8 protein-coding genes are annotated in these 7,286 nt (G+C 74.4%); 1 reads left to right on the plus strand and 7 read right to left on the minus strand.

Going from position 1 to position 7,286, the window contains the following annotated elements; all coding sequences use genetic code 11:
- Positions 1-198 precede the first annotated feature (198 nt).
- Genes KZX45_RS19130 through KZX45_RS19140 form a run of 3 tightly spaced genes read right to left on the minus strand, consistent with a single transcriptional unit; the run spans position 199 to position 2,761 of the window.
- Complete coding sequence (locus tag KZX45_RS19130; RefSeq protein WP_248259348.1) at positions 199-669, minus strand: hypothetical protein; 471 nt, start codon at positions 667-669, stop codon at positions 199-201.
- Entirely contained in the window at positions 666-2,054 is a 1,389-nt protein-coding gene (locus KZX45_RS19135; RefSeq protein ID WP_308221772.1) for an MraY family glycosyltransferase, read from the minus strand. The genes KZX45_RS19130 and KZX45_RS19135 overlap by 4 nt, the downstream gene beginning before the upstream one ends.
- Positions 2,051-2,761 carry an L-threonylcarbamoyladenylate synthase gene (locus tag KZX45_RS19140; RefSeq protein WP_374112620.1) on the minus strand — a complete coding sequence of 237 codons (711 nt, stop codon included), beginning with the start codon at positions 2,759-2,761 and terminating at the stop codon, positions 2,051-2,053. The genes KZX45_RS19135 and KZX45_RS19140 overlap by 4 nt, the downstream gene beginning before the upstream one ends.
- Before the next feature lie 59 nt (positions 2,762-2,820).
- On the opposite strand from KZX45_RS19140, the gene KZX45_RS19145 reads away from it, so the two are divergent.
- Entirely contained in the window at positions 2,821-3,243 is a 423-nt protein-coding gene (locus KZX45_RS19145; RefSeq protein WP_248259350.1) for a VanZ family protein, read from the plus strand.
- Here KZX45_RS19145 and prmC read toward each other — a convergent pair.
- The 4 genes from prmC to rho all read right to left on the minus strand — a co-directional run.
- Positions 3,188-4,066, minus strand: coding sequence for a peptide chain release factor N(5)-glutamine methyltransferase (gene prmC / locus KZX45_RS19150; protein WP_248259351.1), 879 nt, complete (start codon positions 4,064-4,066; stop codon positions 3,188-3,190). The genes KZX45_RS19145 and prmC overlap by 56 nt on opposite strands.
- On the minus strand, positions 4,063-5,160 hold the full coding sequence (gene prfA, locus KZX45_RS19155; RefSeq protein WP_248259352.1) for a peptide chain release factor 1: 1,098 nt from the start codon (positions 5,158-5,160) through the stop codon (positions 4,063-4,065). Before prfA ends, prmC begins: the two co-directional genes overlap by 4 nt.
- 107 nt (positions 5,161-5,267) lie before the next feature.
- On the minus strand, positions 5,268-5,477 hold the full coding sequence (gene rpmE, locus KZX45_RS19160; RefSeq protein WP_248259353.1) for a 50S ribosomal protein L31: 210 nt from the start codon (positions 5,475-5,477) through the stop codon (positions 5,268-5,270).
- A 180-nt stretch (positions 5,478-5,657) separates the two neighbouring features.
- A partial coding sequence (rho, locus tag KZX45_RS19165; RefSeq protein ID WP_248259354.1) for a transcription termination factor Rho occupies positions 5,658-7,286 on the minus strand: 1,629 nt, incomplete at its 5' end.

Genomic DNA, 7,286 nt, shown 5'->3' on the forward strand with positions numbered 1-7,286 from the left:
GGACGACAGCAGCGATGCGGCAGACAGTGTGTCCCCCTAGTGGCTCGGGCCGGGCACGGGTGCGTCCCCCGGGCACGTCCGACGACGGACCGTGTGCTGGGAACGAGAACGAGCCTAACGCATCGGAAGGAGTGCTCCGGACACCGTCTCAGAGCCGCCGGACGCTCCGGCGGGCGGTCCTGGGGCGGCCGGCACCGGTCAGTCGCGCGCGCCGCTCTCCTCGGGGCCACGCTCGGGGCGGCCCGAGAGGTCGACGGTCGGCACGCGCGCACGCAGGACCGCCGCCATCTCGATGCCCAGCGAGCCGACGATGGCCAGCACGAGGACGAGGAAGAAGACGCCCGGCGAGTAGAAGTCCCTCCCGCGCACCAGCAGGAGGACGACGAAGAGGACGACCATCTTGACGATCCACCCGCCCACGCCCGCCGCGGTGGCGACCGGCAGCGGCTTGTCGGCGGTGAGCATCATCGTCACCACGGTGCCGACCATGAAGAGCGCGGCGATGCCCGCCCCCATGAGCGCGCCCCATACGCCGGGCGTCCCCGCGACCAGGTAGCCGACGACGGAGCCGATCACCGCGAGGGCCGCCACCAGGATCCCGAGGCGGCGCAGGATCAGGGCGTACATGTTCCGGGCTGCCCGGTCGGTCTCGTTCGGGGTCTCGCTCATCCTCGGGGTTCCTCCTCGGTGCGCCGGTCGGTCCCGGACGGTGTCGTTGTGGCCGCGGTGGTAGGTGTCGCCGCCGACGTGGTGCGGCGCCACAGCGGCCGGGGCGACGGCGGGCCGCTCGTCGCGAGCGACGGGACCGCAGCCTGCGCCGTCGGGGCGGGTGCGACGGGCACCCCCGGCGTCGGAACCGCCGGGGCTGGAGCGTCCGCCGCCGGGGCAGACCCGGCGGGGGGCGCCGCCGTCGGGACCGGGGCCGCCGGGACCGCCACGTCGTCCCCCGACCGCCGTGACCGCCGGTCCCGCAGGCCGGGCAGCTGCGTCACCGTGACGGCGACGGCCACGGCCACGGCCGCGACCGTGCCGATGATCACCTGCCTGGGGCTGTAGACCGCGAGGGCCACGGCGCTGAAGGAGACGACCGCCGCCCACATGTACATGATCAGCACGGCCCGCCGGTGGCTGTGCCCGAGGTCGAGCAGCCGGTGGTGCAGGTGCATCCGGTCCGGGTGGAACGGCGAGTGCCCGGCACGCACGCGGCGCAGGACGGCCAGCGTCATGTCGAGCAACGGCACCAGCAGCACGGCGACGGGCAGCAGGATCGGCACGTAGGCCGGCAGCACCTGCGAGCTGCTCACCGTGGCCGGGTCGATCTGCCCGGTGACGACGATCGCCGCCGCCGCCACGGTGAGCCCGAGCAGCATGGCGCCGGAGTCCCCCATGAAGATCTTGGCGGGGTGGAAGTTGTGCGGCAGGAAGCCCACGCACACGCCCACCACGGCGGCGATGACGGCGGTCGCCAGGTTGGCGTAGTTGCCCGGCGAGGCGTCGCGCGTGAGCAGGTAGGTGTACACGAAGAAGGCGCCGGCGCCGATGGCGATCATCCCGGCGGCGAGGCCGTCGAGCCCGTCGACGAAGTTCACGGCGTTGATGGCGACGACGACCACGAGGATCGTCGCGAACAGCGAGAGCCGGGAGGAGCCGATCGTGAGCCCGAAGATCGGGAAGGTGATGAGCTGGACCCCCTGCCACGCCATGAGACCGGCGGCGAGGACCTGGCCGACGAGCTTGGTCATCCAGTCCAGGTCCCAGACGTCGTCCGCGACGCCGAGGAGGCAGACGAGCGTGGCGCCGCCGAGGATCGCCCACATCGTCGAGGTCTCGAAGAACACCTCGTGCAGGAACGGCACCTGGGAGCCGACGAGCAGGGCGGCCGCCAGCCCCACGAGCATCGCGACCCCGCCGAGCCGGGGGGTGGGGACGGTGTGCACGTCGCGGGCCCGGACCGGCGTCAGGGCGCGGGTCGCGAGGGCGACGCGGCGGACCAGCGGCGTGGCGAGGAAGGTGACCGCCGCCGCGGTCAGCAGGACGAGGAGGTAGACCCTCACGGCGGGCCGTCACCGTCCGGCGGCTCGGCGCCCTCCGGTCCGGCGCCGCTCGCCGCGTCGGGCCGGTCGAGGTCGTCCGCGGCCAGCTCGGGCGCGACGGCGGCCAGCTCCTCCCGGCTCAGGGCGCCCTGCCGCAGGATCGTCAGGCGCTCCGCCGTCGCGTCCACGATGGTCGAGGCCACCCCGCCGCCGGCGCGGCCGGCGTCGAGGTAGACGGCGACGTCGTCGCCGAAGTAGCCCACGGCCTGCGCGGCGGTGGTGGCGGCCGGCTGCCCGGTGAGGTTCGCGCTGGAGACGGCCAGCGGCCCGGTCCTCCGAAGGAGCGCCAGGGCGGTCTCGTCCGCGGGCATCCGCAGGGCGACGGTGCCGTCGGTGTCGCCGAGGTCCCAGGCCAGCGACGGCTGGGCGAGGCAGATGACCGTGAGCGGACCGGGCCAGAACGCCTTGACGAGGTCGCGGACCACGTCCGGGACCTCGGTGGCGAGCCCGTCGAGCGTGCCCACGTTGCCGACGAGCACCGGCGGCGGCTGCTGGCGGCCGCGCCCCTTCGCGGCGAGCAGCGCGGCGACGGCGCGGGGGTCGAACGCGTCCGCGGCGATGCCGTAGACGGTGTCGGTGGGGATCACGGCGAGGGCGCCGCGGCCGAGGGCGTTGACGGCCTCGTCCAGCCCTGCGCTGCGGCCCTCCGGGTCCTGGCAGTCGTACACACTCACGCGCACGAGTCTGTCACGGCGTCGGCGGCGGGCGTGACATCCTGTCCGGTGACATGAGCCCCACCGCCCGCCGACGCACCCGGTACCTCGTCCTCGCCGCGGCGGTGGTGGTCCAGCTCGTGGTCCTCTACGTCCCCCGCGTGCCCGAGGTCGGTGCGGTCGCCGTGCCGGGCGGGGACAAGATCGTCCACGCGACGGTGTTCGCGGCCGTCACCCTGGCCGGGCTCCGCGCCGGCCTCTCCCCCGCCGTCGTCGCCGTCTTCGGGGTGGCGCACGCGGGCGTCAGCGAGCTGCTGCAGCACACGGTGCTGCCGGCCCGCAGCGGGGACCCGTTCGACGTCCTCGCCGACCTGGCCGGCGTCGCCCTCGGCGCGCTGGCGGCATGGTGGCTGGCCGGGCGGGAGAGCCGTCCCGACGACGTCAGGGACGGCGCGCCCGGACGTAGCGGTCGCGGCCGGCCAGGTCCGTGGCGGTAGCGACGTCGACCAGCCCGGCGGCCGCGACGACGTCCCGGACGGCGGCCGACTGGACCTCGGCGTGCTCCATCACGAGCGTCCCGCCGGGCCGCAGCAGGCGCGCCGCGGTCGCGACGACGGCGCGGGGCACGTCGAGCCCGTCGGGGCCGCCCCCGTAGAGGGCCAGGTCCGGGTCGTGCTCGCGCACCTCGACGTCCACCGGCACCTGGTCGGGCGGGATGTACGGGGGGTTGGAGACGACCACGTCGACGGTGCCGTCGAGCTCGGGCAGCGCCGTCGCGGCGTCGCCGGCGACGAGCCGGACGTCCGGGGCGATCGCGTCGACGTTGCGCCGGGCGAGGGCCAGCGCGTCGGGCGAGAGCTCGACGGCGACCACCTGCGAGCCGGGGACCTCGGTGGCGACGGCGAGGGCGATGGCCCCCGAGCCGGTGCACAGGTCGACGACGACAGGCGCGCGGCCCCGCACCGACCGCGCCGCCTCGATCGCCGCGCCGGCGACGACCTCGGTCTCCGGGCGGACGACGAACGCCCCGGGCGCGGCCTCGAGCGTGAGGTGGCGGAAGGCCATGGTGCCGGTGAGGTGCTGGAGCGGTACGCGGCTGCTGCGGCCCCGCACCAGGTCCGCGTACCGGGCGAGCAGCTCGGGGGTGACGTCAGGGGCGAGCACCAGCGGGGCGCCGAGGAGGTGCTCGGCGAGGAGCCGGGCGTCCACCTCGGGCGACGGCACGCCCGCCTCGGCCAGGATCGCCGCGGCGCCGGCCACCGCCTGGCGCCACGTCGGGGCGGGCCGGGACGGTCCGCCGTCGCCACCGGTCGTGCTCACGCGCGGCCGGAGGCCGCGGCCGCGAGCCGGGCGGCCTCGTCCATCTCGACGGCGGAGGCGATCACCGGGCCGAGGTCGCCGTCGAGCACGTGGTCGAGGTTGTACGCCTTGTACCCGGTGCGGTGGTCCGCGATGCGGTTCTCGGGGTAGTTGTAGGTGCGGATGCGCTCGGAGCGGTCGACGGTGCGCACCTGGGAGCGGCGCTGCTCGGAGGCGGCCGCGTCGGCCTCCTCCTGGCGTGCGGCCAGCAGCCGCGCGCGCAGCACGCGCATGGCCTGCTCGCGGTTCTGCAGCTGGGACTTCTCGTTCTGCATCGACACCACGATGCCGGTGGGCACGTGGGTGATCCGCACGGCGGAGTCGGTGGTGTTCACGGACTGCCCGCCGGGACCGGAGGAGCGGTAGACGTCGATGCGCAGGTCGTTCGCGTCGATCTCGACCTCGCCCGGGTCGTCCACCTCCGGCAGCACGAGGACGCCCGCCGCGGAGGTGTGGATGCGGCCCTGCGACTCGGTGACGGGCACCCGCTGCACGCGGTGCACCCCGCCCTCGTACTTCAGGTGCGCCCACACGCCCTCGGAGGGGTCCTGCGGGACGCCCTTGGCCTTGATGGCGACCGAGACGTCCTTGTAGCCGCCGAGGTCGGACTCGGTGGCGCTGATGATCTGCGCCGACCAGCCCTGGCGCTCGGCGTAGCGCAGGTACATGCGCAGCAGGTCGCCGGCGAAGAGGGCGGACTCCTCCCCGCCCTCCCCCGCCTTGACCTCGAGGATGACGTCGCGGGCGTCGTCGGGGTCGGTCGGCACCAGCACCCGGCGCAGGTCCTCGGCCGCGGACTCGCGGGCGGCCTCGAGGGCGGGGAGCTCCTCGGCGAAGGCCTCGTCCGCCTCGGCGAGCTCACGGCCGGCGGCGAGGTCGCCCTCGGCGGCCTGCCAGGCGCGGAAGGCGTGGACGACGCGTCCCAGCTCGGCGTAGCGGCGCCCGAGCGTGCGGGCACGGCCCGCGTCCGCGTGGACGGACGGGTCCGCGAGCGCGCGCTCGATCTCGGCGTGCTCGGCCAGCAGCGGCTCGACGGCCGCGAGGTCCTCGCTCATGCCCTTACCTCCGGTGCTCCCCTGCGACGGTCCCTGCGTACGACAACGCCGGCGGGAGCCGCAGAACCGTCAGGGTCCGCGGCGTCACCGCCGGCGTTGGTGGGGCGCTACTTCTTCTTGCCGTAGCGGGCCTCGAAGCGGGCCACGCGGCCACCGGTGTCGAGGATCTTCTGCTTGCCGGTGTAGAACGGGTGGCAGGCGCTGCACACGTCGGCGTGGATCTCGCCGGACGTGGCGGTGCTGCGGGTGGTGAACGTGTTCCCACAGGTGCACGTGACGGTGGTGGTCACGTACTCGGGGTGGATGCCCTGCTTCATGAATCTCTCCTGGTTCGTTTGGTGCCCCGGGTCGCACGCTGGTCGCGCACGTGAACCGGAAGCCGACGAGACATTGTGCCAGACGGCATGGCGGTGGCTGTACCGCCGGTGCAACGCCGCGGGCGCCGCCCGTGTTCCCGTGCGGGCGGACGCCTCTCGGATGTGACCGACCTCTCCGCGTCAGCGGATGGCGAGCTCCGGCTCGTTGGCCGGTGACGGCGTGTTCTTCGCGACGGTCATGAGGAACTCGGCGTTCGAGCCCGTCTCGCGCAGCTTGCCCAGGAGCAGGTCGATCGCCTGCTGCTGGTCGAGCGCGCCCATGACGCGGCGCAGCTTCCACACGATCTTGAGCTCCTCGGGAGCCATCAGCAGCTCCTCGCGGCGCGTGCCGGAGGCGTTGACGTCGACGGCCGGGAAGATGCGCTTGTCCGCGAGCTGGCGCGAGAGCCGCAGCTCCATGTTCCCGGTGCCCTTGAACTCCTCGAAGATGACCTCGTCCATCTTCGACCCGGTCTCCACCAGCGCGGAGGCGAGGATCGTCAGGGACCCGCCGTTCTCGATGTTGCGGGCTGCGCCGAAGAACTTCTTCGGCGGGTACAGCGCCGAGGCGTCCACACCGCCGGAGAGGATGCGGCCCGAGGCGGGCGCCGCGAGGTTGTAGGCGCGGGAGAGGCGGGTGAGGGAGTCGAGGAGCACCACGACGTCCTGGCCCAGCTCGACCAGCCGCTTGGCCCGCTCGATCGCCAGCTCGGCCACGATCGTGTGGTCCGTCGCCGGGCGGTCGAAGGTCGACGCGATGACCTCGCCCTTGACCATCCGCTCCATGTCCGTGACCTCCTCGGGGCGCTCGTCGACGAGCACCACCATGAGGTGGACGTGCGGGCTGTTGATGGCGATCGCGTTGGCGATCTGCTGCATGATGATCGTCTTGCCGGCCTTCGGCGGGGCCACGATCAGGCCGCGCTGGCCCTTGCCGATCGGCGCCACGAGGTCGATGACGCGGGGCGTGATCGCCTTGGGGGTGGTCTCCAGGCGCAGCTGCTCCTGCGGGTACAGCGGGGTCAGCTTGGCGAACTCCGGGCGCTTGCGCGCCTGCTCGACGCTCATCCCGTTGACGGTGTCCAGGCGGACCAGGGCGTTGAACTTCTGGCGCTGGCCGGTCTGCTGCTCGCCCTCGTGGGGCTGGCGCACCGCACCGGTGATCGCGTCGCCGCGGCGCAGGCCGTTCTTCTTGACCTGGCCGAGGGTCACGTAGACGTCGTTCGGGCCGGGCAGGTAGCCGGAGGTCCGGACGAACGCGTAGTTGTCCAGGACGTCGAGGATGCCGGCCACGGGCAGCAGGACGTCGTCCTCGCTGACCTCGACGGGCTCGTCGAAGGCGAAGTCGCTCCCGCGGCCGCCCCGCGGGCGCTTGCGGTCCCGGTTGCGGTCCCGGTTGCGACGGCGCGAGCGGGAGGTGCCGTGCTCGTCCTCGTCGCGGCGGGTGCGTCCGGCCTGGTTCTGGCCCTGCTGGTCCTGCTCGCCGTCACCCTGGCGGCCACGACGGCGGGCCGCGGCCTCGCCGAGTGCGTCGAGGGCGCGGCGTGCGCGCTCCTCCTCGCTCTCCCCGCCGTGGTCGGCGCGCGGCGCACGCTCGGCGAGCTCGCGCTTGAGCGCCTCCTTCGCGTCGTCGTGCGGCGCGGCCTCGCCGGCGGGGGCGCTGGCCGCGGGCGGGACGGTAGCGGCGGGCGCGGCGGCGGTGACCGGCGCCCCGGTGACGGCCGGGCTCGCTGCCGCGCCGGCGGCGACGGGGCTGGCGGCCGGGGCGGT

The organism is Georgenia sp. EYE_87, from assembly GCF_023148685.1.
GTDB lineage: Bacteria > Actinomycetota > Actinomycetes > Actinomycetales > Actinomycetaceae > Georgenia.